We start from the raw sequence: 25361 nt of genomic DNA on the forward strand, positions 1-25361 counted from the left end.
CGACCGGGGCTGCCGTCACTGCATCTGCTGCAGATTGCCGATGCGCACCAGCATCTCGGTGAACATCTGCATGTCGGTGCGCAGATCCGGCAGTTCCTGATACTCCAGCGCATTGTGGGCCGTGTATTTCTTGCCGGGCATGGCGGGGCCGAAGTTGATGGCATTGGGCATGAGCTTGGCCGTAGTGCTGCCTGCGGTAGGCACGGGTCTGGCGTCCAGCCCCGTGGTGTCGCCAAAGATATTGAGCAAGGTGCTCAGCCACGCGCCCTTGGGATCGCGGGCCATCCAATTGCCCTGGGTGTACTGCACGCTGACCGGCACCTTGGCCGCCTCGCTCCAGCGGGCAATGCCCTGCTCCACCTCGGTGCGCAGCTGCTCGGGCGTCTTGCCCCGCGGCATACGCGCATTGGCCGTCACCTCGAGCTTGCCGTCCGCCGACTTGATGAGGTTGGGCGACAGCGTGAGCGGCCCCATGAAATCATCGGCATAGGCAATGCCCAGCTGCTTGCCGAAGTAGTCGAGACCAAATACACCATTGATATAGCGCACGGCCTGGCTGTACTGATTGGGCTGCACCAGTGCTGCGCCCTGTTCGGGCATCAGGCTCTGCTGCAGGAACAGCGCCAGGCGCGGCACGGGATTGACCCCTTCCTCAGGGCGCGAGCCGTGGGCCGAGGCTCCGGTGACCTTGACCGTGACCACGCCCTCGGCGCGCTGCACCTCGATGGCGAACCGGCCCTGTGCCTCGTGACGACGCACAAACTCATCCTTCTCCATGGACAGGCGCTGCGCAATCTGCTCCAGCGCGTCCGTATCGGTGGCAGAGACGGTGGCAGAGGCCGTCTGCGCAATGGAGTTGGCCGAGGCGGCGCCGCTCATGGCGGTAATGGCAGGCTTGGCGGCATCCACGGCGACATCCGCAAACAAGGCCTTGAGCGCGCCCGTGCCCTTTTCAGCAACCACGGCCGGATACTTGCTGTCCAGCACGATGTTGTACTGCGGCAGCGAAGTCCTGCTCTGGTAGTACTTCATGGCATCGCCGCCGGTTTCCTCGGTGGTCTCTATCATCAGGCGAATGCTGCGCGACAGCGGCAGACCGCTGTCCTTGACCGCCTTCATCGCATACAGCACGGTGGCGATGGAACCCTTGTCGTCAATCGTGCCGCGCCCGTAAAGCCGATCGCCCACGCGGGTGACCTGGAAAGGATTGATCTGCTTGCCGTCCAGCACCCACTCGGCGGCCACCACCGGCACCACATCGGCATGGGTCAGGATGCCGAACTCGGCGGCCTCGCTGGTGCGGCTCGCCGCATTGGCAGGCAGTGTCACCTCAAAGATGCGGTTGTCCACATTGCGAAAGCGCAGCCCGAACTCGGCAGCCATGGATGCCACGAGCTTGCCGAAGTCCAGGATGGCCGGGCTCTCATGCGGAGGCACCTTAGGGTCACGTACAGTGGGTAGCGCCACCATGCGCTGCAGGCTTTGCAGCACCGCTGCCTCCTGCGTCAGGCGGTTGTAGACCCCCAGCAACCGGGCGATGTCCGCGAGCTCGCCATCCGATAGCGTCTGGCCACGCGTATAGCGCTGCACCGCAGCCGCCACGCCAGGCTCGGCCCTGGCGGCCTGTTGCGCAAAGGTCTTGAAGGATTCTGGCTGGGTCGCAGCGGACGATGCGATCAGGGCGTCCAGTGCGGGTTTCTTCAAGGTCTGCGCCTGGATGGGCAGACTGACGCCTGCCAGACCGAGAATCAGGCCGGCGGCGATGAGGGGCAAAGAGGGCTTGCAGGATGGCTTCATGGACAGCTGTTGTTGAAATCGTGGTGACGGATGGGCTCACAGGCGCGACCTTGCCTAAGCCTGCGGCTCCATGCGCAGGGGAATGGTGACGGGCCCGTCATTGACCAGATGCACCTGCATGTCGGCGGCAAACTCGCCCGTCTGCACCTGCGCATGGGCGGCCCTGGCCTGGTCCACAAAGTATTCGTAGAGGCGTCGGCCTTCGTCTGGCGCGGCAGCGGCGGTAAAGCTGGGGCGGTTGCCACCCCTGGTGTCGGCCGCCAGCGTGAACTGGCTGACCACCAGCAGCCCTCCGCCAACGTCCTGCAGGCTTTTGTTCATCTTGCCGGCCTCGTCGCTGAAGATGCGCAGCTTGAGCATCTTGGCCAGCAGCTTGTCGGCCTCGGCCTCGGTATCGCCGCGCTCGGCACAGACCAGCGCCAGCAGACCCTGGCCGATCTGGCCGGTAATGCGGCCGTCGACCTCCACGCGCGCCTGCTTGACGCGCTGAATCACACTCATCATGTACTCACACCTTCCTTGGCCGCGCTTTGTGCTGCGCCGCTCTGCTCTCCGTCAGCCACTTCGCTGACCGTGTTCATGCCCATGGGCAGCAGCTCGATGCGGGCATAAAGGCCAGGAACGGCCTCCAGCAAGGCAGCTTCAATCTCCGAGCGCAATTGTGCCGCCCGCTGCACGCTCCACTGGCCTGGAACATGCATGTGGAAGTCCACAAAGCTGCGTTCCCCCGCCTGACGGCTGTAGATATTGTCGAAGTCCACCCCTTCGTTGCGCTTGGCATAGCCGTCCAGCAAAGTGTCTATGCGAAGGCGCTGCGGCGCATCCAGCGCCTGGTCCATCAGGCCCTGCGAGGACTGCCAGACCAGTTGCACGCCCTGCACACAGATATGCACGGCCACGGCCAGAGCCACCAGCGCATCCACCCACAGCCACCCCGTCAGGGCCGCAGCCAGCAGGCCGACCACCACGCCCACCGAAGTCCAGACATCGGTAAGCAGATGCCGCGCATCGCCCTCCAGCGCCATGGAGCGGTATTTGCGCGAGGAGCGCAACATGACCCAGGCCAGCAGGCCGTTAAAGACCGTGCTGAGCAGCGACAGCAGCAGGCCCCAACTCAGCTGCTCCAGGGGCTGCGGGTTCCACAGCCGCGACAGCGCGGCCCAGGCGATCGCCAGGGCCGCGCCTATGACCAGCACGCCCTCGAAACCGGCCGAGAAATACTCGGCCTTGTAATGCCCATAAGGGTGTTCGGTGTCCGCCGGCCGTTTGGCCACGGTCACCATGGTCAGCGCGAACATGGCACCGGCCAGGTTCACAAAAGATTCCAGCGCATCGGACAGCAGGCCTACCGAGCCGGTCAGCCACCAGGCCAGGGTCTTGAGAACGATGGTGAGCAGTGCCACCACCACGGACAGGCGCAGCAAGTTGTGCGGCTGCAACCAGGCCTGTGAATTTGTGTTCGAACCTTTGTTCATATCAAAAAATCATGGATAGAGGACTGCCGACCGCTTGCGGACATACGTCCATTTGCTCGATGTGTCTGGAAGTATCGCGAGATATACGCCACACTCTGTTTGTCTCAAACCGTATAAAAATACTCCCAAAGAGGGAGGCTCATGCCCGACACGCTCCAAACGCAGCAACCAGGAGATAAAGATGCAATGCTGCGTCTCATCGCCGACGCCACACCTGCCATGCTGGCCTATTTTGAGGCCGGCACCCTGCTGTGCCGCTTTGCCAATGCCCGGTATGCCGAATATTTTGGCAAACAGCCGCAGGAGATCCTGGGCCTTTCCGTACGCGAGATTGTGGGCGAGCGCATCTGGGAGCAGATCAGCACCTATTTGCAGCGGCTGGAAGAAGGCGTTCTCGAAACCATACGCTATACCCGGCAGGCACCGGACCACGAGGGACGCAAGCAGCACATGGAAGCCGCGCTGCACCCCCATGTGATCGACGGGACACTGGTAGGTGTGGTGGCCTTGATCACCGACGTCAGCCACCACCACCTGCTGACCCAGCAGATGCTCGCCAACGAAGAGCGCATGCGCAAGTTTGCAGCCATCACCACCGAGGCCATCGTGCTGCATCGTGATGGGCTCATTCTGGATGGCAATGATGCACTGGTGCGCATGACCGGCTACAGCATTGACGAGCTGCGCGGCAGTCCCATCCTCGACTATGTGGCCCCCCAGTTCCGCCTGAAGGCGCTGCAATACATGCGCAGCGAGCGCGAAGACAGCCTCCAGTCGGCCTTCATCCGCAAGAGCGGCGAGCTGATGCCCGTGGAAGCCGAGGCCAAGACCATGCCCGGCGAGGGGGACGAATACCGTATCGTGCTGCTGCGCGACATGACGGCCAATATCCAGGCCCGCCAGCACATCGACTTTCTGGCCCAGCATGACCAGCTGACGCACCTGCCCAATCGGTCGCATCTGAGCCGGTTGCTGGAAAAAACGCTGACCCAGGCTCGCAGCCAGCAGACCAGAGTAGCGGTGCTGAGCCTGGATCTGGACCAGTTCAAGGCCGTCAATGACTCACTGAACCACCGCGCCGGTGATTTGCTGCTGTGCGAGCTTGCACAGCGCCTGCGCAACGCCCTGCGCCCGCAGGATCAGGTCGCACGCATAGGCGGCGATGAGTTTGTCGTGCTGCTTGCGGAAAACCCCAGCCTGCTGGAAACCGAGGCGCTGGCCACCCTGTTGCGCTCCGTGGCGGAGCAGCCCTATCAGATTGACGGCACGCAGCTGGTGATATCGCTGAGCATGGGCATTGCCATGTTTCCAAAGGATGGCAACAGCCCCGAAGAGCTGATCAGCAACGCCGAAGCCGCCATGCACATGGCCAAGAACAGGGGCCGCAGCTTTGTGCAGTTCTACACACCGGCACTGGAGGGGCGTGCCACGCGCATGCTGATGCAGGAACAGCTGCTGCGCCAGGCTGTGGAGCGCGGCGAATTCGAGCTGCACTACCAGCCGCAGCTGCATCTGGACAGCGGCGAGCTGGCCGGCTTCGAAGCTCTGGTGCGCTGGAAACATCCGCACCGCGGACTGGTGCATCCCGATGAATTCATTGGCTTTGCCGAGAATCGGGGCCTAATCGCAGCGATCGACCATTGGGCGCTGCGTGAAGCCTGTCGTCAGGCCCGTGCCTGGCAGGATGCGGGCTACCCTGCCGTGCCTGTCGCCGTGAACCTGTCGGCCCAGGAGTTTCGCCAACGCGATGTGGTGCAGGAGGTCAGTCAGGCCCTGACCCACGCCGGGCTGGATGCCCGGCTGCTGCATATCGAGCTGACCGAGTCCACGCTGATGCAGTCTGGCGGACAGGTGCCAGATGCACTGCACGCGCTCAAGGCCCTGGGCGTGGGACTGGCCATCGATGACTTCGGTACCGGCTATTCATCGCTGGCCTATCTGCGCAAGCACCCCATAGACAGGCTCAAGATCGATCGCTCCTTCATCTGCGACCTGCCGCACAACCCCGATGCCGCAGCCATCGTCAGCGCCATTGTCCAGATGGGCCACAGCCTGCACCTGGAAATCGTTGCCGAGGGGGTCGAAACCCTAGCCCAAAGAGAGCTTTTGCAAAACATTGGTTGTGACATGATGCAAGGGTTTCTGGTGTCTGCACCCCTTCCCTGCGAACAGGCGCAACACTGGATGTCGCAACACTGTCACCCTCTGCAAAGACAATAGTGCATGGCTCCCAAAATACCAAACACCACCGATAAAAACAGCAGTACTTTTCACGCTGAGGCATCGCAGGCCCTGGCCCATGTGCAGCAACTGTACCGGGAGCAGATCGACCATCTGCGCGCAGCCATGCAGCGCTTTGTCGCCGGTGAAACACCTGCGGCCCCCATCCATGCCTACTACCCGTTTGTGCGCATGAAGACCACCACGGTGGCACGCGCAGACACCAAGCTGACCTACGGTTTTGTCGAGGGCCCCGGCACTTACGAGGCCACCCTGACCCGGCCAGACCTGTTCGCCACCTACTATGGCGAACAGCTGCGCCTGCTGATTGCCCATCATGGCGTGCAACTGGAGGTGGGACTCAGCGACAAACCCATCCCGATTCATTTTTCCTTCGCGGAAAACGACCATATCGAGGGCGCCCTGCCCGCCGAACGCCGCCTGCTGATGCGCGATGTCTTCGACCTGCCCGATCTGGAGTCCATGGACGATGGCATTGCCAACGGCACCTGGCGTCCGCAGCCCGGAGAGGCCTTGCCGCTGTCGCTGTTCACCGCACCGCGTGTGGACTACTCTCTGCACCGCCTGCGCCACTACACGGGCACGGCACCCGAGTGGTTCCAGAACTTCGTGCTGTTCACCAACTACCAGTTCTACATCGACGAGTTCATTCGCCTCGGCCATGCCGAAATGGCCAAGGAAGACAGCGAATACATCGCCTTCATCGAGCCCGGCAACGTGGTCACACGCCGCAAGGGCCTGCCCGCCGAGGCCGTGGATGAGCTGGGCGCGGCTCCGCCACGTCTGCCGCAGATGCCCGGCTACCATCTGGTGCGCGCCGACAAGAGCGGCATCACCATGGTCAATATCGGCGTGGGCCCGGCCAACGCCAAGACCATCACCGACCATATCGCCGTGCTGCGCCCCCATGCCTGGATGATGCTGGGCCACTGCGCCGGCCTGCGCAACAGCCAGCAACTGGGCGACTATGTGCTGGCCCATGCCTATGTGCGCGAGGACCATGTGCTGGACGAGGAGCTGCCGCTGTGGGTGCCCATTCCCGCCCTGGCGGAGATTCAGGTGGCGCTGCAGCAGGCCGTGGGCGATATCACGCAGATGGAGCGCGCAGACCTCAAACGCATCATGCGCACAGGCACCGTGGCCAGCACCGACAACCGCAACTGGGAGCTGCTGCCCAACAATCTGCCGCAGCTGCGCTTCAGCCAGAGCCGGGCCGTGGCACTGGACATGGAGTCTGCCACCATTGCCGCCAACGGCTTCCGCTTCCGCGTGCCCTACGGCACCTTGCTGTGCGTGAGCGACAAGCCGCTGCATGGCGAGATCAAGCTGCCCGGCATGGCCAACCATTTCTACCGCGAGCGCGTGGACCAGCATCTGCGCATAGGCATGCGGGCCGTGGACATACTGCGCGAAGGCGGCTCGGACCGCCTGCACAGCCGCAAGCTGCGCAGCTTTGACGAAGTCGCCTTCCAGTAAGCCTCTGCCTCCATGCCCGAGCTGGATTTCTTCTCCATGACCATGGCCGTCGCCATCAATTTGATGGCGGTCGCCTTTGCCTTGCCCTGGTTCATGGGAAAGAAGATCAGCGCGTCCGCACGACGCGGCCAGCAGTTCCTGCTGCTCCAGGGACTGGCCTGGGTGCTGATCCTCGGCGCCTCAAGAACACAGTCCGCATTCTGGAGCTCTGCACTTTCGCTGGCGGCCACCAGCGTCGCCATGACAGCGCTGTGGCGACTCGGTCGGGCCCTGTCTGGCTGGCTGGGCCCACGCAGCAGCGCGCTGCGCCACATGCTGGCAGCAGGCTGCATCTTGACGCCGCTGGGCTTCCTGGGGCTGATCCAGTCCCCGACCGACCGCGCCGCCTGGTTCAGCGCCTGCTACGGCATCTGCGCCATGCTGGTGGGCGTCAAGGCCCTGTGGCCAGGCAGACCTGCCAGCAAGCTCTGGCGCTATCTCGTGTTTGGCGTGGGCTTTGTCCTGGGCTGGGTCTTGCTGCTGCGCAGCTACATCACGCTCCACCCCGAATGGCTGCAACGATTTGGCACCGAGGAAGCCACAATCAATCACGCCCTGACCATGGCCACCCCGATCTGCAGCACCTTGCTGCTGCTGGCCATTCTTCTAGCCTGGCGCGATGAAAGCCAGCGCCAGAACCTCGAGCAGAAACAGGAAGACGATCTCACCGGACTGCCCCACCGGCACACCCTGGCGCGCCAGGCTCAGGGCATGCTGCGCCGCTCGCAACGCGGCCATCTGCCGCTGTCCATCGTGCTGCTGGACATGGATCAGTTTCAGCGCGTGAATCGCCGCCATGGCTACGATGTGGGCAACGAGGCGCTGCAGCTGCTGTCGCTGGCACTGCAAAAGCAGATGCGCGGCGATGAGGTCGCTGCTCGCTGGCATGGCGAATCGTTCTGCCTGCTGGTGCATGCCGACGCCGCTGGCGTGCAGTCGCTGTTCACACGGCTGAAGTCCGCCATTCAACTGGGGTTGATGCATGAGCTGCAGCTGAACCTGGACTTCAGCGCAGGCTGCGTGCATGTGCCCGAGGTCTGGGACGGTCTGAGCTTTGACGACCTGACTCACGAGGCCCTGCAAGCCTTGCGCCAGGCCAAGAAAAGTGGCCAGGGCGGCCTGAAGATCATCACCCTGCAGGCCCCCGACCACGAAGCGTCGCCTGCACCTCAAGCCCAGGCCCCCACCCGTTGAGCTGTCATCCGTTTGACTCCTTGAGCGCCTGCGATGCCCGACTAAGCGCCAACCCGGTCAGAACCCGGATAACATTTTCCGGTTCAATCGCACTTATCTGACTGGAGACAAAAATGATGGCAATCCAAACCGTAGGCATCGTCGGTGCTGGCACCATGGGCAACGGCATTGCACAGGCTTGCGCCGTATCGGGCATCGATGTGGTGATGGTGGACATTTCCGAAGCCGCCGTGCAAAAAGGCCTGGCCACCGTGGCAGGCAGCCTGGACCGCCTGATCAAGAAGGAAAAGATCACCGAGGCCGACAAGGCCGCCGCGCTCTCGCGTATCAAGACCTCGACCAGCTACGACGACCTGAAGTCCGCCCAGCTGGTCATCGAGGCCGCGACCGAAAACTACGAGCTCAAGGTCAAGATCCTCAAGCAGCTCGATGCACTGCTGGGCCAGGACGTGATCGTCGCCACCAACACCTCGTCCATCTCCATCACCCAGCTGGCCGCCGTGACCCAGCGCGCCGACCGCTTCATCGGCATGCACTTCTTCAACCCCGTGCCCATGATGGCACTGGTGGAGATCATCGTCGGCCTGCAGACCTCGGACGCCACGCACGGCTCCGTCAAGGCCCTGGCCGAGCGCCTGGGCAAGACGCCGATCACCGTGAAGAATGCTCCGGGCTTTGTGGTCAACCGCATTCTGGTGCCCATGATCAACGAGGCCTTCTTCGTGCTGGCCGAAGGCCTGGCCTCGGCCGAGGACATCGACGCCGGCATGAAGCTGGGCTGCAACCAACCCATCGGCCCGCTGGCCCTGGCCGACATGATCGGCCTGGACGTGTGCCTGGCCGTGATGGAGGTCTACCTCAAGGAATTCGGCGACAGCAAGTACCGCGCCTGTCCGCTGCTCAAGGAAATGGTGGCTGCCGGCCGCCTGGGCCGCAAGACCGGCCGTGGTGTTTACACCTACTGATTTGCGGCGTTTCGGGTCTTCTGCGCGACTGCGGCCAACCGGGCTGCGGCATATGGTTTGCGCAGGAGATCCGCCATGCATATCGAGAACCCCAGCCCTCCGCCCGAGGGCTGTATTCATTGCGAAGTCCGCGGCCATGTGCTGCTGATCGGCATCAACCGTCCGGCCAAACGCAATGGCTGGACCCCCGCCATGTTCAGGCAGCTGGCCGAGGCCTATACGCGGCTGGACGACGAGCCCGGGCTGCGCGTAGGCCTGCTGCACGCCTTCGGCAGCCATTTCACGGCCGGGCTGGACCTGCCCGTGATGGCCGAATTCCTGCGCACGGGCCAGAAAGTCATTCCACAGGGACTGGTCGAGCCCCATGACTACGGGCTGACCGGCTACCGCCGCCGCGCCAAGCCCATGGTGGCCGCCGTCAAGGGCATCTGCTTCACCGTCGGCATCGAGCTGATGCTGGGCGCCGACATCGTGGTCGCAGCCGACGACTGCCGCTTTGCGCAGATGGAAGTGCAGCGCTGCATCATGCCCACGGGCGGCGCCACCTTGCGCATGGCCGAGCGCGCCGGTGTCGGCAATGCCATGCTGCATCTGCTCACGGGCGACGAATTCGACAGTGCCGAGGCCCTGCGCTGCAACTTCGTGCAGAAGGTCGTTCCCGCAGGCCGGGAACTCGATGAAGCCTGGCGCATTGCCGAGCGCATCTCGCTGCAGGCGCCTCAGGCCGTGGTCGCCACGCGCCTCAATGTGCTCAAGGCCATAGAGCTGGGCCAGGCCGCCGCCGTGGCCGACTTCATTCCCGTGCAGCAGCGCCTGGCCAATAGCGAGGACGCGGCCGAGGGCGTACGTTCCTTTATCGAAAAACGCCCTGCACGATTCACTGGCAAATAAGCACTGGCTGACAAGACCCATTCAGGAGACAACCATGATTTTCAAAGGTTTTCCGCGTCCATCGCTTGTCCCACTTGCGTTGGCCGCTATGGTTTCCGCTGCATTTGCGCAGACCACGGCACCAGCCCTGCCCGACCCGGCCGCCACCACGGTCCAGGCCATGGGCTGGATGCAGGGCTTTCCGCCGCCGCCAGACAAGCAGCTCACCTTCGACAACCCTGCCGTCAACGTCTATCCGCGCACGCGCTGGACCTTCTCGCACATCCGCGAACTGGTGCCCACGGCCAATGTCTGGCGCGGCGGCGCAGCCCCCAGTCCGCTGCCCAAGGCCGCCCGCGCTCCCGACCTGGACAGCGTGCGCTTCAAGGCCATGGGCACGGGCGAGGAACTGACATTCGCCCAGTCGCTGGAGCGCAATTACACGGACGGCATCCTGGTGCTGCACAAGGGCCAGATCGTCTACGAGAAATACTTCGGCGCGCTCACACCCGAGCGCCCGCATATCGCCATGTCGGTCACCAAGTCCTTTGTGGGCACGCTGGCCGCCCTGCTGGCCCATGAAGGCACGCTGGACCCGGCTTCCCCGGTCACCCGCTACCTGCCCGAGCTCAAGGACACGGCCTATGGCGACGCCACCGTGCGCCAGGTCATGGACATGACGATCGGCGTGCACTACTCCGAGAACTACGCCGACCCCAAGGCCGAGATCTGGGACTATGCGCGTGCCGGCGGCATGGTGCCCCAGGGGCGCGACTACGCGGGCCCCAGGACCTTCTATGAATTCCTGCAGACGCTGAAGAAGGAAGGCGAGCACGATCAGGCCTTTGCCTACAAGACCGTCAATGCCGAAGTGCTGGCCTGGCTGGTGCGCCGCGCCAGCGGCAAACCCCTGGCACAGCTTCTGTCCGAGCGCATCTGGAGCCGTATCGGCGCCGAGCAGGACGCCTTCTTCATGGTGGACCGCATCGGCACGGAATCGGGCGGCGGCGGTCTCAACACCACGCTGCGCGACCTGGCGCGTTTCGGCGAGATGATGCGCAACAACGGCCGCGCCGCCAACGGCCAGCAGGTGCTGCCCAAGGCCGTGGTCGACGACATCCGCAACGGCGGCGACCCTGCCAAATTCGCCAAGGCCGGCTATGCCACGCTGCCCGGCTGGTCCTACCGCAATATGTGGTGGGTCTCGCACAATGCAGACGGCGCCTATACGGCCCGCGGCATCCACGGCCAGACCATCTACATCGACCCCAAGGCCCAGATGGTGCTTGTGCGCTACGCGGCCCACCCCATCGCGGCCAACGCGGCCATCGATCCCCTGAGCCTGCCCGCCTATCAAGCCGTGGCCGATGCGCTCATGAAAAAATAGCCGGATGAATCTGCGTCCTCAGTACCACCTTCGCCCCAGCCCGCAAGGGCTGCTGGCCTGGGATGTGCGCAAGCTCATCGAACAGGCTGCGGCCCAGCAGTTGCAACCGCGTCTGGTGGCCCTGAGCGCCATTGCCGAACTGGAGCAACGCTACTGGTTCAGCGAGCCGGGAGACGAGCCCACGCCACGCGCCATTGCCGAGCATATGAAGCTGGTCGAAGCCGCCGACACGGCCTATCCCATCCTGCTCGATGCGCAAGGCCGCCTGATGGACGGCATGCACCGCGCCGTCAAGCGACTGGTGCAGGGCCACCCGGATATCTGGGCGCTGCAATTGCCCGTCACCCCGGCGCCTGACTTCATCGGCGTTGCGGCCGATGATCTTCCCTACGAAGACTGAGGAAAATACCTCAAAAAGCATAGCTTCCCGCGATTGATGCAAAAGCGTTAGCCGCAGATTTGAGGCTGATTCGTGCATTCTCTGCACAAGCACCCTCACCCCTGCGGGCGGCTGGCGTCACCAACATGGGTTAGCGTATGCCCTTCACCAACCCAAGGAGATCACCATGGCCCAACTCGACAAGGTTCTGTACACCGCCCACGCCCACACCACCGGTGGCCGTGAAGGCGCTTCGCGCACCGATGATGGCCGCCTGGACATCCAGCTGACCTCCCCCGGCGGCGCTGGCAAGGGCACCAACCCCGAGCAACTGTTCGCTGCCGGCTACTCTGCCTGCTTCATCGGCGCCATGAAGGCCGTGGCAGCTCGCCAGAAGGCCACCCTGCCTGCCGATCTGTCGGTGGACGCCGAAGTGGACCTGGGCCCCGTGGGCGAAGTGTTCGGCATCGCCGTGCGCATGACCATCAACCTGCCCGGCATGGACAAGGCCGCTGCCCAGCAACTGGTGGATGCAGCTCACCAAGTCTGCCCCTACTCCAACGCCACACGCGGCAATATCAACGTCACCCTGACCATCGCTTAAATCGGAACACTCCCCCGTGGCGCTACGCGCCTTCCACTCGTTCTCTGCGTGCTGCGCACTTCGGGCGAGGGGACAACAACATCGCTGCGGGGCAGCGGGGCCGTCTAGGCCCTTGCTCGCTGCTCCTGGCCTAGGCAGCGCCAGTGGCAATGCACAGGGTACACAGGGCTTTTATAGGTACTGCTGCGCCCACAGGGCGCCATGTTGCGGCTGGTATTGCTGCAGCTGCAGGTCCCACAGTCCTTCGAGCTGCAGCGGGCCCGCAATATCGTGGCTGGCATAGCGCACCAGCGCCAGTTGCTCCACTTCGACGGACAGACAGGGCTGGCCCACGCCCACGGCGTGCAACTGCTCGACCGCCCACATCAGCGGCAGCTCTCTGGCGTAATGCCCCAGGGTCAGATGGGGCAAGTAATGCCAGCCCGGCACCGGCGGCCAGGGCTGCAGCGCGGCGTGAAGCTGCGCCAGCACATCGCTCCCCTGGGTCACGCCCAGATAGGGCACGGTGGTAAAGCTGCCCACGCCCTGCAGTTGCACGGCAAACGGCGCCTGTGCCAGCTCCTGCAGCGTGACCAGATCGGCCTGCAACTGCTCGGGGCCGAATTCTGCGGCGCCATGATGGGCAACATCGCACAGGCCCCGGTAAGCCAGCGTCAGATGCGGCTGGCGGGCATAGCGCGCCAGCAGGGCATCGCCCAGCGCATGGCGAGCGGCCTGGATGGTGGCATCCACCGCTTCGGAGGCGATCAGCACCACCCATACCGCGCACCAGGGGCAGCCTTGGTGCCACTCGGCAAAATCGCGGTCTTCGCAGGCTTGTGACAGAGCATGGCTGGCGTACATATCCATGAGTGTGCCAGTTTGCCGATCAGGTACCCCCGTACAGCAGTTTTCAACGAAAAATCGCTCAAGCCCATAACAGACAAGCGCTGAAAGCTATCAAATAAAAAGCAATATACCCAACGTCAAAGCACGAAGAATTGCTGCCTGGGCGGGACTTTGCGCAGGACAATGGCGGCATGAGCTCTCTGCAAGATTCCTCCCACCCCTACGCCGATCTCACGCCGGACTGCGTGATCGATGCGTTGTGCAGCACCGGCCTGCTGCCGGACGGGCGCCTGACGGCGCTCAGCTCCTATGAGAACCGCGTCTATCTGGCTCACCAGGACGATGGCGACAAGGTGGTGGCCAAGTTCTACCGCCCGGGACGCTGGAGCCTGGCGCAGATCGAGGAAGAGCATGCTTTCTCACAGGAGCTGGCCGACAAAGAAATCCCTGTCGTCGCCCCGCTGATACTGCAAGGCAGGACCGTGCACGAGCATGCAGGCTTTCTGTTCAGCGTCAGCCCCTGCCGGGGCGGGCGCCGGCCCGAGCTCGACGACTGGGAAGTGCTGGAGTGGACGGGCCGCTTTCTCGCCCGCATCCACACCGAAGGCTCGGCCAGGCCTTTTGCCCACCGCCCGGCGCTGGACCTGCGCAGCTTCGGCTTCGAGTCCATGAACTACCTGCTGGAGCACGACATGGTGGCGCTGGACGTGCGCAAGCGCTGGGAACAGGCCTGCGAGCAGGCGCTGCACCTGATCGCGCCGGCTGCGGACGGACTCAGCCAGGCCGGCCATTTCGGCCTGCAAAGCGCCAGCCATATCCGCCTGCATGGCGATTGTCATCCGGGCAACATCCTGTGGACGCCGCTGGACGACGAGGGCCGAGGCGGCCCGCACTTCGTGGACCTCGACGATGCGCGCATGGGCCCGGCCGTGCAGGACCTGTGGATGCTGCTCTCGGGCGAGCGCGCCCAGCAGACGCAGCAGCTGTCGGCCCTGCTTGAAGGCTACGAACAATTCCGCCCCTTCGACCGGCGCGAGCTGGCCCTGATCGAGCCGCTGCGCACGCTGCGCCTGATCCACTACAGCGCCTGGCTGGCGCGGCGCTGGCAAGACCCTATCTTCGCGATCAATTTCCCCTGGTTCGGCTCCGCCGACTACTGGCGCAGCCAGGTAGACATGCTCCACGAACAGATCGAGGCCATCCAGCGAGAGCCGCTGTACGCCTGAAGCATGCCGGGCCCTGGGGGTTTCATGACACCGTCATGTTCGCAAGGCAACTTGCCGGCTTCAGTTTTCAAGAGTTCCCCATGCCTGTGTTCAAAACCCTCGCCGCAGCCACCCTGGCCAGCTCCCTGCTCAGCCTGAGCGTACAAGCCCAGCAAGCGTATCCGGCCACACTGGCCGGCCATGCCCTGCTGCCGGCCCAGTCCTTTGTTCCGGCACCCAAGGATGCCCCGGCCGATCTGCAGACCAGCGGCAAGTTCACGACCGCACAGCGCACCGAGCAGATCGGCAGCATCGAAGGACTGTCCAACGGCCGCCCCACCGGTGTCTCGCTGCCCTTCAAGGGCCAGCCGCTGCAAGGCCATTCGGGCATCAAGCACATGGCCGACGGCACGTTCTGGGTGCTCACCGACAACGGCGCAGGAGCCAAGGCCAATTCGCCGGACTTCATGCTCTACCTCAACCACTACAAGGTGGATTTCAAGAGCGGCAAGTTCCAGCGCCTGAAGACCGTGTTCCTGCACGACCCCGACAAAAAGGTGCCGTTTCGCATCATCCATGAAGGCACAAAGCAGCGCTACCTGAGCGGCTCGGACTTCGACCCGGAGAGCTTCCAGTTCGCGGGCGGTGCGCTGTGGATAGGCGAAGAGTTCGGACCCTATCTGATCAAGGCCGATCTGAACGGCAAGGTGCTGGCCGTTTTCGAAACCCAGGTGGACGGCAAGCCCGTGCGCTCGCCCGACTACCCGGGCACCGTAGCCCCCGGTGCGCCGGACGCAAAGATGGCCGCCTTCCAGATCAAGCGCTCCAAGGGCTTCGAGGGCATGGCCGCCTCCAAGGACGGCAGCAAGCTCTATGCCCTGCTCGAAGGCCCAGTCTGGAACGAGGAAGCCAAGGCCTATGAAGCGGTAGACGGCGGCAAGCAGTTCCTGCGCGTGCTGGAGTTCGACGTGAAGGCCGAACAATGGACGGGCCGCCACTGGAAGTATGTGCTCGAAGGCAACAGCCATGCCATCGGCGACTTCAACATGATCGACGACACCACCGGCCTGATCATCGAACGCGACAACGGCGAAGGCACAGCCGACAAGGCCTGCCCGCAAGGCGAAAAGCGCAAGGACTGCTTCAGCGACACGGCCAAGTTCAAACGCATCTACAAGGTGGAGCTGACCGAGGCCAACGCCGGCAGCGAGCTGCGCAAGGTCGCCTACGTCGACCTGATGAACATCCAGGACCCGAACCGCGTGGCGAAGAAGCCGCTCAATGCCGGCATGTTCACCTTCCCGTTCTTCACCATCGAGAACGTGGACGTGGTGGATGCCAGCCATATCGTGGTCGGCAACGACAACAATCTGCCGTTCAGCTCCAGCCGTGACCCCAACCGTGCCGACGACAACGAGCTGGTGCTGCTGGAGGTCGGCGACTTTCTGAAGGCACGCTGATCTTCAGCAACGCCCCTCGGCCTTGCAGGCGGGCACAGGCTGCCCGCTGGCATCGTGCCACTGGATCTGGCCGGGCTCGGCAGGCGTGATGACCGCAGGCGGCGCAGACTGAGCCGGTTCCGCCCGGGCATTGCGCGGATCGTGCAGCACCGTGGAAGTGCCCACGCCTACGCCCACATTGGCACCGCCCACGCCCGTGGAAGCGCCCACACCGGCACTGCCCAGCACCTGGCCGCGCTGGTTCACGCCCACGCCGACGCCCAGTGGCCCGACACCCGTACCCACGCCCGCGCTCAGGCCGCCGCTGCCCAGGCCCACGCCCACCGAGAACGGCCCCACGGGAATGCCTACGCCCACACCGGCACCGACCGATCCGCAGCCTGCCAGCACCGCCCCCAGCGATATGGCCAGAATTCCGGCCCGTATTCCCTTGATTCCCATCCTCATGCTTGACACTCCGAGTTTCGGGAGCACCTTTGCGCACCCTTCAATGCATCCAGCCCATCGCTGACGGATGCGTTTTACTGCCACCCATTGTGACCCGCAGGCCCTGTCCGCTGCTTTTGCACGGATGCTCCCCGCCAGCATTACCTTCCTCGTGCCACGGGATCACCACAGGCCTTCTGCCTGCATCAACCGCTCTTTCTACAATCGTCCCAGCCGAGCATTGCGGGCAACCCGGTTCCAGCGCAGGGACGGGAGCAGCATGCCGGAGCAACGCATCTCCTCCATTCATCATGCAATCCAAGTGGACGCCCTACCCCTGGGTGTGCTTTTCCATGTGCGTGGGCGTCATGGGCACGGCCCTGGCCAGCCCCCTGTACCCCATCTACCAGCAGGCCTGGGGCCTACAGCCCAGCCACATCACGCAGATCTTCGTAGCCTATATGTTCGGCGCACTGGCCAGCCTGCTGTTCCTGGGCCGGCTGACGGACCGCTTCGGCTTTCTGGCCGTACTGCGCGCAGGCCTGGTGTTGATGACGCTGGGCATCACCAGCTCGGCTCTGGCCTGGAATGTGCCCAGCTTTGCCATCTGCCGCTTTGTGATCGGCGTGGCCTCGGGCTTGATCACCACCTCGGCCTCGGTCGGCATGACGCAGCTCAACAACAAAGGAGACCTGCAGCGCGCGGCCGCCACCACCAGCCTGACGATTGCCTTTGGCTTCGGCCTGGGCCCCGTCGTCGGAGGACTGATGGCCCAGTGGCTGCCCATGCCGCTCAAGACCGCCTATCTGCCCTCCATCCTGCTGGGCTTTCTGGCCATCTACGCGCTGTTCCAGGTGCGCATTCCAGCATCCACCAGCACCTCGACAGGCGGCCTGTCCTTTCGCGATGTCATGCCCGCGCTGTCCCAGCCGCGCAGGCCGTTTCTGCGCCACTACATGCTGGGCTGCATGGCGGCATTTTCGGCATTCGGCATGTTCAGCCTGTTTGCGGCACTGGCACCCAGCTTCATGCAGAACATGGTCCCCTGGCACGGCCCCCTGGTCTCGGGCTTGTCCATAGGCATCATCCTGTTCATGTCTGCCGGCATACAGCTTCTGGCACGCCCTGTCGCCACCAAGAAAATAGCCATCACCGGCTTCTTTGCGCTGGCCGCCAGCAATCTCTTGCTGATGGCCAATACCCAGCTCGGCTCTCCCTGGCTCTTTGCTCTCAGCGTGCTGACCACGGCCACAGGCCATGCCATGTGCAATCTGGCGGGCATGTCCATCGTCAACAAGGTCTCCAAGCCCGCCAACCGAACCGGCCTGCTGTCCACCTATCTGATCATCGGCTACCTGGGCACGATTGTTCCGATTCTGGGCCTGGGCTGGCTGTCCGACGTCATGGGTCTGACGCCGGCCCTGGTCGTGTTCTGCCTGTGCCTGAGCGTGCTGACCACGGTGCTGGGCGTTTTCAGCCTGCGCGCTCGCGTATTGCCGATTCCACGTCAATGAGATGCTGCCAAGAGGACTGCATCAGCGGAAATGCGGGCCCGCACCCTGCCCTGCCAGGCAGTCCTCCTGGTTGCGCAAGGGGCAGACCTTGAGGGACAGACAGCCGCAGCCTATGCAGCTATCGAGCTGATCCCTGAGCTGGGTCAGCGTGGCAATGCGTTCATCAAGCTGTGCTCTCCAGCGCGAAGACAGCTGCGCCCAGTCCGCCTGGCCGGGCACGCGATTGCCGGGCAGACAGGACAGCGCCTGGGCAATCTCGGCCAGCGGCACGCCCATGCGCTGCGCCACCTTGATCACCGCCACCCGTCTCAGCACGGCACGTGCATAGCGGCGCTGGTTGCCCGCTGTTCGCGCGCTCGCAATCAGTCCCTGCTTTTCATAGAAATGCAGGGCCGAGATCGCCACACCGCTGCGCCGGGCGACCTCGCCCACCGTCAGCTCCGGCGGCTCCAGAGACTCCTGCAGCAAAGCGCTGCACTCTTGTTCGTGGCTACTCTTTCCCATGGATTACCTTGCTGTAGATGGCTGCCCTGCTATCACCTTTTATTTCTGAGGTTTTGTCAGGCGCTTGACCTCAAGCTTAGTTGAGGTTGAAAAATTCCTCCCCGTTCTCGGTAAAGCCCTTCGCCGCGCCGATGCATCTGAAGGACTTTCATGCCCCCTTTCTCTCGCCCAGCCCTACTGCCCTCTGCCACGTCTTTGCAACACCTGCAGCCTGCCGGCCTCTATGACAGCCTGCCCAATGGCTACACCCATGTGGTCAGCGTGCAGGAGCCCGTGCGCTGGCTGTTTGTCTCCGGCCAGGGCGGCGAGGATGCCCAGGCCCATCTGCCCGACAGCTTCGCCCTGCAGGCCAGGCAGGCGCTGGCCAATGTCCGCACGGCCCTGGCTGCGGGCAGCGCCAGCATGGCCGATGTCACCAAACTGACGGTATTGATCGTCGATCATGATCTGCCGCGCTTCAAGCAGTGGCAGGACAGCATCGCTCTGCACTGGGGCAGCGGCGAGCCCGATGATCCACGCCCCCGCTTTCCGGCCTGCACGCTGATCCCCGTTCCCAAACTGGCGCTGCCCGGCATGCTGATCGAGGTGGAAGCCATCGCTGCAGTCTCGACCGCGCGGCCTGCCGCTACTGCTCCCGCCACCGGACAAGCCGTTCCTGCCTGAATTCAACTGACCCATTGCCCATGACAAAAACCACAACAACAAAAACCCAGGCTCCGACGGTGCTCTCCCAGACCACGCTGCTGCTCATGGCCACGGCCTGCGGCCTGTGTGCGGGAGCCAACTACTTCAACCAGCCGCTGCTCAACTCCATGGTGCAGCATCTGCACATCAGCGATGCCCAGGCTTCCAGCACCGTGACCATGGCCCAGGTTTCCTACGGCCTGGGGCTGCTGTTCCTCGTGCCGCTGGGCGATATGCTGGAGCGCCGCCGCCTGGTGCTGACGCTGATGCTGCTGGCGGCCTGCGGCATGCTGCTCTCGGGCATCAGCGGCCTGGCAGGCAGTTTTGCGCTGCTGGCCGCCGGCACGCTGATGGCCGGCGTGTTCTCGGTGGCCGCGCAGGTACTGGTGCCCATGGCGGCCACCTTCGCCGCCCCCGGCACCAGCGGCCGCGCCGTGGGGCTGGTGATGAGCGGTCTGCTGGTGGGCATTCTGGCCTCGCGCAGCGTGGCCGGCATTCTGTCGGACCTGGGCGGCTGGAGCACGGTCTACTGGGTGGGCGCTGTCGCCACCGCCCTCATGGCTTTGCTGCTGGCACGGGCCCTGCCCAAGGCAGCCCCGACTTCCGTGGTCGGCTATGGCGAGGTGATGAAGTCACTGGGCGCGCTGCTGCGCCAGCACCCGCGCCTGCGCAGCCGCGCGCTGATCGGCGGCACCGGCTTTGCCACCGTGAGCGTGCTGTTTTCCAGCATGGCGCTGCTTCTGGCCGGGCCCGGCTTTGAACTCTCCGACCTGATGATCGGCCTGATAGGCATAGTCGGCATCGCGGGCGCACTGATGGCCAATGTGGCGGGCCGCATGGCCGACAAGGGGCTGGAGCAGCACACCACGCTGGCCGGCGCCATTCTGATGCTGCTGGGCTGGCTGTGCCTGTGGCTGGGCGGCAGCAGCATCTGGTGGTTCATGCTGGGCCTGCTGATCGTCGATGGCGCGCTGCAGGCGCTGCACATCAGCAACCAGAACGTGATCTACGCCTTGGCCCCCGAGGCACGCTCGCGCATCAATGCCGTCTATATGACGACTTATTTTGTCGGAGCCTCCATAGGCTCGGCCCTGGGCTCCTGGGCCTGGCTGCACCATGGCTGGAACGGCACCAGCCTGATGGGCGGCATACTGGGCCTGATCAGCCTGAGCATGGTGCTCTGGGATCGCCATCTGCTGACAGTACAGACCCGGCGGCTCACACTTTGATAGCTGTCGGCGCTTTCCCATCAAGCGTCATGACGCAAAATCACTGCAAAAACAGTTCTTCAGCAGGAGCAAGCACTATGGCCAATCGCAGCTACCTCTATTCGACGAATATCGCGCCCGGCCCCGATGCCGTCGCCCAGGGCCGCAAGCTGGTTGGCATTTCCGAGTACCGCTATGACATTCCCATCGTCTTCAAGCTCCTGCTCAGCGGCAATCCCCGCACCTGCCCTTCCTCCATCTGGGACAGCGATGGCGATATCGCCCTGATGGGAGACTATGAGACGGGCCTGGCCAATCTGGAGCGCTTTCTTGCCCAAATCCGGCAGCCCGAGGCTCAGCCGGAGATCGCAGCAGCACTGGCGTTTCTGAAAAATCCGGCCAACCGCAATCCCTACTTTGTGCTGGAATGCGGCGAGATCTTTGACATGACGAACAAGCCTCTGCCCGATCAGAATCTTGCGCTGCTCCAGAGCATCCGGAATCTGCAGCCTGAGCTGGATGCGGCCCTGCAATCGCTGCAGCCCACGGCCCAGGCAGCACCCGAGCCGATCGCCAAACCCAGGCCCAAAGGCTTTCTGGCGCGGCTCTTTGGACAGGCTGATCCCACACCTCCGAGCAAGCCAGCGCCCAGGCCCATGCAGGCCATTCATGCGCTGGGCCTGGGTCACTGGTCCAATATTCTGTATTTCGACTTTTCGGGACAGCAGCCCCAGAACTCATAAAGAATGGCAGCCCATGCGTTTTATCCTGGGGCGGCCCGGCGATAAAAAATCCCCGCAGAGCCACCACTCTGCGGGGATTTTTATTGAAAGCGAAGCCGTTTAAGCCAGCAGTGCGTTCACACGCTTGACATAAGCGGCAGGGTCTTCGGGCATGCCGCCCTCGGCCAGCACCGCCTGATCAAACAGGATCTGCGCCAGGTCATGGAAGTGCACGCTGCCGTCCAGCTTCTTGACCAGCGGGTGCTCGGGGTTCACTTCCAGCACGGGCTTGGACTCAGGCGCGGCCTGGCCGGCCTGCTTGAGCAGGCGCGCCAGCTGCAGGCTCATGTCGCCGTCGCTGACCACCAGGCAGGCGGGCGAATCGACCAGACGGCTGGTGGCACGCACATCTTCGGCACGGTCCTTGAGCGCATCCTTGAGCTTGGCCAGCACGGGCTTGAAGGCTTCGGCAGCTTCTTCAGCCGCCTTCTTCTCTTCTTCGTTCTGCAGCTTGCCCAGGTCCACGGCCCCCTTGGCCACAGACTGCAGCGGCGTGCCGTCGAAGTCGTGCAGATAGTTGAGCGCCCACTCATCCACGCGGTCGGTCATCAGCAGGACTTCGATGCCCTTCTTCTTGAACACTTCGAGCTGCGGGCTGTTCTTGGCAGCAGCCAGGTTGTCGGCCGTGATGTAGTAGATCGCGTCCTGACCTTCCTTCATGCGTGCCTTGTAGTCGGCAAACGAGGTGTTCAGACCTTCGTGCGTGGTCGTGGCAAAGCGCAGCAGCTTGGCAATGCGTTCCTTGTTGCCGAAGTCCTCGCCCAGACCTTCCTTGAGCACGGCGCCGAACTCGCTGTAGAACTGCGTGAACTTGCCTTCCTTGGCCTTGTCTTCTTCGCTGACCACATCCTGCACGCCATCCGCGCCTTCGGCTGCGGCTTCGTGCTTGTCGTGGCGAGCCAGGTCTTCGAGCATGGACAGCACGCGCTTGGCCGAGCCGTCGCGAATCAGGCGCACATCGCGGCTTTCCTGCAGCAGCTCGCGGCTGACGTTCAGCGGCAGGTCGGCCGAGTCGATCACGCCCTTCACAAAACGCAGGTACTGGGGCATCAGCGCCTCGGCATCGTCCATGATGAAGACGCGCTTCACATAGAGCTTGATGCCGGCATGCTTGTCACGCTGGTACAGATCGAACGGGGCCTTGGCGGGGATATAGAGCAGCTGCGTGTACTCGGTATTGCCTTCGACGCGGTTGTGGCTCCAGGTCAGCGGATTCTCGAAATCATGGCTGATGGCCTTGTAGAACTCCTGGTACTGCTCTTCGGTGATGTCCTTCTTGGGGCGGGTCCACAGGGCGCTGGCCTTGTTCACGGTTTCCCACTCGCCGGTCTTGACCATCTGGCCGGGCTCGCCCTCTTTCTCGCTTTCCTTCCACTCTTCCTTTTCCATCAGGATGGGCAGGCTGATATGGTCGGAGTACTTGGAGATGACCTGCTTGAGCTTGTAGCCGTTGAGGAACTCCTGGGCATCGTCACGCAGGTGCAGGATGATGCTGGTGCCGCGCTGGGCGCGCTCGATCTGCTCGATCTGGAAGTCGCCCGTGCCGCCGCTGACCCAGCGCACGCCCTCTGAAGCAGGTGCACCGGCGCGGCGGGTTTCCACGGTGATCTTGTCGGCCACGATGAAGCCCGAGTAGAAGCCCACGCCGAACTGGCCGATCAGCTGCGAGTCGGCCTTCTGGTCGCCACTGAGCTTTTCCATGAAAGCCTTGGTGCCGCTCTTGGCAATCGTGCCCAGATTGTCGATGGCCTCCTGCTCGTTCATGCCGATGCCGGTATCGGTGATGGTCAGCGTCTTGGCGGCCTTGTCAAAGGACACACGCACTTCCAGATTGGGCTGATCGCCATAGAGGCTGGCATCATGAAGCGCTTCAAAGCGCAGCTTGTCGCAAGCATCCGAAGCATTGGAGATCAGCTCGCGCAGGAAGATTTCCTGGTTGGAATACAGCGAATGCGTGACCAGGTGCAGCAGCTGGGCCACTTCGGCCTGGAAGGAATGGGTTTGCTTTGTCATGTCTTTGTGAACGAAAAACTAAAGTCAAAAGCCGCCTGGAGCTGCGCTCAAGGCGATTCGCTGTCTTAACTCGGGCCTGCCCTTGAAATTTCAAGGGGCTTTAGCTGCAAATTCAGACATGAAAAAAGCGCAAGCGCCAATTCAAAAAGAATAGCTGCTTGCGCTTATCAATCAAGGGCTATAGCCCAATTTCATTCAAAACTGGCGCACTACACACCAGAGATGCCTAGCAAGGGCCGCCCCGCAGCGAAGGCATCGTCCCCCCCCAATGCAACGCATCGAGAGAGGGGGGGAAAGGCGCAAAGCGCCTCAGGGGGGGCCTATCAGAAACTTTCGTGTGGAGCCAGATAGCGCCACTGACCGGTAGGCAGATTGCCCAGGGTCACGCCGCCGATACGGATGCGCTTGAGGCCTACCACACGCAGACCCACCAGCTCGCACATGCGGCGGATCTGGCGCTTCTTGCCTTCGGTCAGCACAAAGCGCAGTTGCTCGGGGTTCTGCCAGTCCACCTTGGCAGGCTGCAGAGGCTGGTCGTCCAGCGACAGGCCGTGACGCAGCAGCTCCAGCTTTTCCTCGGGGAAGACGGACTGCACATCCACGTCGCGGTCGCCAAAGGTCACGCGCACCAGATATTCCTTGTCGACCTCGGAGTCCTCGCCAATGATGTGGCGGGCCACACGGCCGTCCTGGGTCAGCACCAGCAGGCCCACGGAATCGATGTCCAGGCGGCCGCAAGGCGCCAGGCCCTTGAGCTGGCTGAAGTTGAAGCGCGTCTTGCTGCGGTCCTCGTTCCAGCGGTTCTCATTGGTGATCAGCACCACGGCGGGTTCATGGCCGTCCTCGGCCTGACCGCTGACATAGCCCATGGGCTTGTTCAGCAGGATGGTGACCTGCTGGTCCTGGCGGTCCTGAGCCTTCTGATCGATCTCGATCCTGTCGCCGGGCACCACGTTCTGGCCCATGGTCGCGACTTCGCCGTTGACCGTGACCCAACCATTTTCCACCCACTCATCGGCCTCGCGGCGCGAGCACAGCCCCATGTCGGCAATGCGCTTGTTGATGCGCACGGCACCGGGACGGTCGTCCTGGCGGGCTTCCACCTCAGGGGCGCGCTTGACGGGAATTGCACGGTCCGAGCCATCGGCCGCGGGCCTATAGGTGCGAATGCCGGTCGTCGGGCGGCGTGTGGCCTCCGACACAAACGAGCCGGGGATATGGCGCTTTTCAGGCTCGCCACCACGCTCGTCACGCCTGTCATCGCGACGCTCATCACGTCGTTCGCCACGGCGCTCGTCATTGCGATGGCCGTCACCACGGCGATCGCCAAAACGGCGGTCATCGTCACGTGGTCCACGGTCATTGCGTGGTCCGCCATCGCGGGACTGGTATTCGCGGCGTTCACCGTCGCGTGGACGGAACTCGCGGCGCTCGCCACCCTGGTCAGGGCGGCCAAAGCCACGATTTTGAGGACGGTCACCGAAGTCACGGCCCTGCGGACGCTGGTCACGGCGGTCATCGAAACGGTCGCGTGGTCCGCCATCGCGAGGCTGATATTCGCGGCGTTCGCCATCACGGGGACGGAACTCGCGGCGCTCACCACCCTGGTCAGGGCGGCCAAAGCCGCCGCTACGAGGACGATCGCCAAAGTCGCGGTCTTGGGAACGCTGGTCACGACGGTCGTCGAAACGGTCACGTGGTCCGCCATCGCGGGGCCCGCCGCTGCGGGGCTGATACTCGCGGCGCTCCCCCCCCTGGTCGGGACGCCCAAAGCCACGGCTCTGTGGACGGTCACCAAAGTCACGCCCCTGAGGGCGCTGGTCACGGCGGTCATCGAAACGGTCGCGTGGTCCGCCGCTACGGGGTTGGTATTCGCGACGCTCGCCGTCGCGCTGACCTTCACCACGGTGTTCACCGTAGGGCTTGAATCCGCGATCGCCACCGCCAAAGCGGCGTTCGCCCCCCTCGGCCGGACGATCATCGCGATCAAAGCGGGGGCGGCGCTCGCCGTCATCACGGCCTGGACGGCCATCGGGGCGGCCAAAGCCCGAAGAACGAGGCCGTTCGTCACGTTCACGCTGGGGGCGGGCACCGCGATCGCCGCGCGGGCCGCGATCCGAGCGGTCGCCGCCGGCAGGCCGGGGGCCGCGCGCAGCGGGTTTTTCCGCCGGGGCCGGCTTGGCAGGTGCACGCAAAACAGGGCGCGCCGAAGAGGGATCGGACGGCGCGGAGGAATTGCCAGCACCTGGGGTGCCGGGCTCTTTAGGAGGATTGACTGACATTTGGCCGTAATTGTCTCGCGACGCGGCG

General features: G+C 63.7%; 22 protein-coding genes. 14 read left to right on the forward strand and 8 right to left on the reverse strand.

Features of this window, described 5'->3' with window-relative positions; genetic code table 11:
* Positions 1-15 precede the first annotated feature (15 nt).
* The 3 genes from QMY55_RS21310 to QMY55_RS21320 are packed head-to-tail and all read right to left on the reverse strand — an operon-like array spanning position 16 to position 3272.
* Complete coding sequence (locus QMY55_RS21310; protein ID WP_283486103.1) at positions 16-1797, reverse strand: dipeptidase; 1782 nt, start codon at positions 1795-1797, stop codon at positions 16-18.
* Between the two features lie 54 nt (positions 1798-1851).
* Complete coding sequence (gene dtd / locus QMY55_RS21315) at positions 1852-2301, reverse strand: D-aminoacyl-tRNA deacylase (RefSeq protein WP_283486104.1); 450 nt, start codon at positions 2299-2301, stop codon at positions 1852-1854.
* The gene (locus QMY55_RS21320) at positions 2298-3272 is read right to left on the reverse strand and encodes a cation diffusion facilitator family transporter (RefSeq protein WP_283486105.1); all 975 of its coding nucleotides are present in this window, start codon (positions 3270-3272) and stop codon (positions 2298-2300) included. The genes dtd and QMY55_RS21320 overlap by 4 nt, the downstream gene beginning before the upstream one ends.
* Before the next feature lie 186 nt (positions 3273-3458).
* On the opposite strand from QMY55_RS21320, the gene QMY55_RS21325 reads away from it, so the two are divergent.
* From QMY55_RS21325 to QMY55_RS21360, 8 genes are all read left to right on the forward strand, one after another.
* Positions 3459-5492, forward strand: coding sequence for a putative bifunctional diguanylate cyclase/phosphodiesterase (locus QMY55_RS21325; RefSeq protein WP_283486106.1), 2034 nt, complete (start codon positions 3459-3461; stop codon positions 5490-5492).
* A gap of 3 nt (positions 5493-5495) precedes the next feature.
* Entirely contained in the window at positions 5496-6989 is a 1494-nt protein-coding gene (locus QMY55_RS21330; RefSeq protein ID WP_283486107.1) for an AMP nucleosidase, read from the forward strand.
* A gap of 12 nt (positions 6990-7001) precedes the next feature.
* A complete protein-coding gene (locus QMY55_RS21335) occupies positions 7002-8222 on the forward strand; it encodes a GGDEF domain-containing protein (RefSeq protein WP_283486108.1) in 1221 nt (406 codons plus the stop codon).
* A gap of 116 nt (positions 8223-8338) precedes the next feature.
* The gene (locus QMY55_RS21340) at positions 8339-9187 is read left to right on the forward strand and encodes a 3-hydroxybutyryl-CoA dehydrogenase (RefSeq protein WP_283489031.1); all 849 of its coding nucleotides are present in this window, start codon (positions 8339-8341) and stop codon (positions 9185-9187) included.
* Between the two features lie 75 nt (positions 9188-9262).
* Entirely contained in the window at positions 9263-10078 is an 816-nt protein-coding gene (locus tag QMY55_RS21345) for a crotonase/enoyl-CoA hydratase family protein (protein ID WP_283486109.1), read from the forward strand.
* Between the two features lie 34 nt (positions 10079-10112).
* Complete coding sequence (locus QMY55_RS21350) at positions 10113-11444, forward strand: serine hydrolase domain-containing protein (protein WP_407650552.1); 1332 nt, start codon at positions 10113-10115, stop codon at positions 11442-11444.
* 4 nt (positions 11445-11448) lie between these two features.
* A complete protein-coding gene (locus QMY55_RS21355) occupies positions 11449-11844 on the forward strand; it encodes a hypothetical protein (protein ID WP_283486111.1) in 396 nt (131 codons plus the stop codon).
* A 166-nt stretch (positions 11845-12010) separates the two neighbouring features.
* Positions 12011-12427 carry an organic hydroperoxide resistance protein gene (locus tag QMY55_RS21360; RefSeq protein WP_283486112.1) on the forward strand — a complete coding sequence of 139 codons (417 nt, stop codon included), beginning with the start codon at positions 12011-12013 and terminating at the stop codon, positions 12425-12427.
* A 171-nt stretch (positions 12428-12598) separates the two neighbouring features.
* On the opposite strand, the gene QMY55_RS21365 is transcribed toward QMY55_RS21360, so the two are convergent.
* A complete protein-coding gene (locus tag QMY55_RS21365; RefSeq protein ID WP_283486113.1) occupies positions 12599-13276 on the reverse strand; it encodes a 2'-5' RNA ligase family protein in 678 nt (225 codons plus the stop codon).
* Between the two features lie 170 nt (positions 13277-13446).
* Between QMY55_RS21365 and QMY55_RS21370 the strand changes: the two genes are divergently transcribed.
* Positions 13447-14481, forward strand: a complete 1035-nt coding sequence (locus QMY55_RS21370) for a serine/threonine protein kinase (protein ID WP_283486114.1) — start codon at positions 13447-13449, stop codon at positions 14479-14481.
* 80 nt (positions 14482-14561) lie between these two features.
* Positions 14562-15920 carry an esterase-like activity of phytase family protein gene (locus QMY55_RS21375; protein ID WP_283486115.1) on the forward strand — a complete coding sequence of 453 codons (1359 nt, stop codon included), beginning with the start codon at positions 14562-14564 and terminating at the stop codon, positions 15918-15920.
* 3 nt (positions 15921-15923) lie between these two features.
* Here the strand turns inward: QMY55_RS21375 and QMY55_RS21380 are convergent, their stop codons facing one another.
* Positions 15924-16367 (reverse strand): hypothetical protein, encoded by a 444-nt coding sequence (locus QMY55_RS21380; RefSeq protein ID WP_283486116.1) that lies wholly within the window; start codon positions 16365-16367, stop codon positions 15924-15926.
* Positions 16368-16657: 290 nt separating this feature from the next.
* Between QMY55_RS21380 and QMY55_RS21385 the strand changes: the two genes are divergently transcribed.
* Positions 16658-17860 (forward strand): MFS transporter, encoded by a 1203-nt coding sequence (locus QMY55_RS21385; RefSeq protein ID WP_283486117.1) that lies wholly within the window; start codon positions 16658-16660, stop codon positions 17858-17860.
* A gap of 21 nt (positions 17861-17881) precedes the next feature.
* Here the strand turns inward: QMY55_RS21385 and soxR are convergent, their stop codons facing one another.
* A complete protein-coding gene (soxR, locus tag QMY55_RS21390; RefSeq protein WP_283486118.1) occupies positions 17882-18364 on the reverse strand; it encodes a redox-sensitive transcriptional activator SoxR in 483 nt (160 codons plus the stop codon).
* Between the two features lie 150 nt (positions 18365-18514).
* Between soxR and QMY55_RS21395 the strand changes: the two genes are divergently transcribed.
* The 3 genes from QMY55_RS21395 to QMY55_RS21405 all read left to right on the forward strand — a co-directional run bounded on the left by QMY55_RS21395 (position 18515) and on the right by QMY55_RS21405 (position 20999).
* Positions 18515-19027, forward strand: a complete 513-nt coding sequence (locus tag QMY55_RS21395) for a RidA family protein (RefSeq protein ID WP_283486119.1) — start codon at positions 18515-18517, stop codon at positions 19025-19027.
* Positions 19028-19047: 20 nt separating this feature from the next.
* A complete protein-coding gene (locus QMY55_RS21400) occupies positions 19048-20277 on the forward strand; it encodes an MFS transporter (protein WP_283486120.1) in 1230 nt (409 codons plus the stop codon).
* A 77-nt stretch (positions 20278-20354) separates the two neighbouring features.
* Positions 20355-20999, forward strand: coding sequence for a DUF7822 domain-containing protein (locus tag QMY55_RS21405; protein WP_283486121.1), 645 nt, complete (start codon positions 20355-20357; stop codon positions 20997-20999).
* Between the two features lie 99 nt (positions 21000-21098).
* Here QMY55_RS21405 and htpG read toward each other — a convergent pair whose 3' ends face one another.
* A complete protein-coding gene (gene htpG, locus QMY55_RS21410) occupies positions 21099-23051 on the reverse strand; it encodes a molecular chaperone HtpG (protein WP_283486122.1) in 1953 nt (650 codons plus the stop codon).
* 323 nt (positions 23052-23374) lie between these two features.
* Entirely contained in the window at positions 23375-25333 is a 1959-nt protein-coding gene (locus QMY55_RS21415; RefSeq protein WP_283486123.1) for a pseudouridine synthase, read from the reverse strand.
* Positions 25334-25361 lie beyond the last annotated feature (28 nt).

Source organism: Comamonas resistens, from assembly GCF_030064165.1.
GTDB classification, from domain to species: domain Bacteria; phylum Pseudomonadota; class Gammaproteobacteria; order Burkholderiales; family Burkholderiaceae_C; genus Comamonas; species Comamonas resistens.